This is a genomic window from Streptomyces sp. SID11385, from assembly GCF_010548245.1.
Taxonomy (GTDB): Bacteria; Actinomycetota; Actinomycetes; order Streptomycetales; family Streptomycetaceae; genus Streptomyces.
In genome coordinates, this window is record NZ_JAAGLR010000815.1 from 1 (window position 1) to 753 (window position 753).

General features: G+C 77.3%; 2 pseudogenes. Both read right to left on the reverse strand.

The annotated features are described in order from the left end of the window. Window positions 1-290, reverse strand: a pseudogene (locus G3I42_RS24655) (radical SAM protein); the annotation flags it as partial. After that, window positions 287-753: pseudogene (locus tag G3I42_RS24660) on the reverse strand (FxsB family radical SAM/SPASM domain protein); the annotation flags it as partial. The pseudogenes G3I42_RS24655 and G3I42_RS24660, both read right to left, overlap by 4 nt.

A 753-nucleotide genomic window follows, 5' to 3' on the forward strand; every position in this document is an offset into this window, starting at 1 on the left:
TGCGCGGCGGCCTCGGGGCTCGCGGCCTCGGCCGCCTCCAGGAGGGCCCAGTCGGCGGCGGCGCGGCGGCGTTCGGCGGGCGCGACGCGCGCCGAGGAGGCGTCGGTGACGGTGTCGAGCAGCGCCCGCAGCAGCAGGAGCCTGCGGTTGGCCTGGTCGTGGACGAGGTGGTCGAGCGTCGCTTCGCCGCCCTCGGTCCTGGCGAGTTCGCCGAGCACGGAGGGCGGGACGGCGGAGGGAAGGACGGACGGGCCGGAAGGCGGTACGGACGGCGGGACGGCGCGCGTCATCGGCTGGCTCCTGGGACGGGTGCCGGTCGCGGCTCGCCGGGCGCTCCCCGCGCGGCCCGGTCCAGGGCGACCGCCACGTGGCGGATGAACTTCTTCAGGTCGGCGCAGTACACCGAGGGGTGGGCGAAGCCGTCGCCCGCGCGGTAGCGGTGCGCGTAGTGCCCGCCGCCGCAGACGGTGAGCAGCGGGCAGGCGCGGCACTCGGCGGCGAGCGCGGCGGCGCCCGCCTGCCGGGCGCGGACGCCGGGGTGGGCGAGCGCGGTGTCGAAGGAGTGGGCGAAGACGTCGAGCCCGGTGGCGGCGGCGCCCTCGTAGGCGGACTTGAGGGAGTCGACCTGCTCGATGGCGCCGTCCGTCTCGACCACGACGGCGGTGAACGGGTCGAGCCCGAGGGACTCGGTGGCGGCGGGGCGGCCGAGGAGGAGGGCGAGGCATTCCTCGAAGAGCCGGATACGGGTGGTGC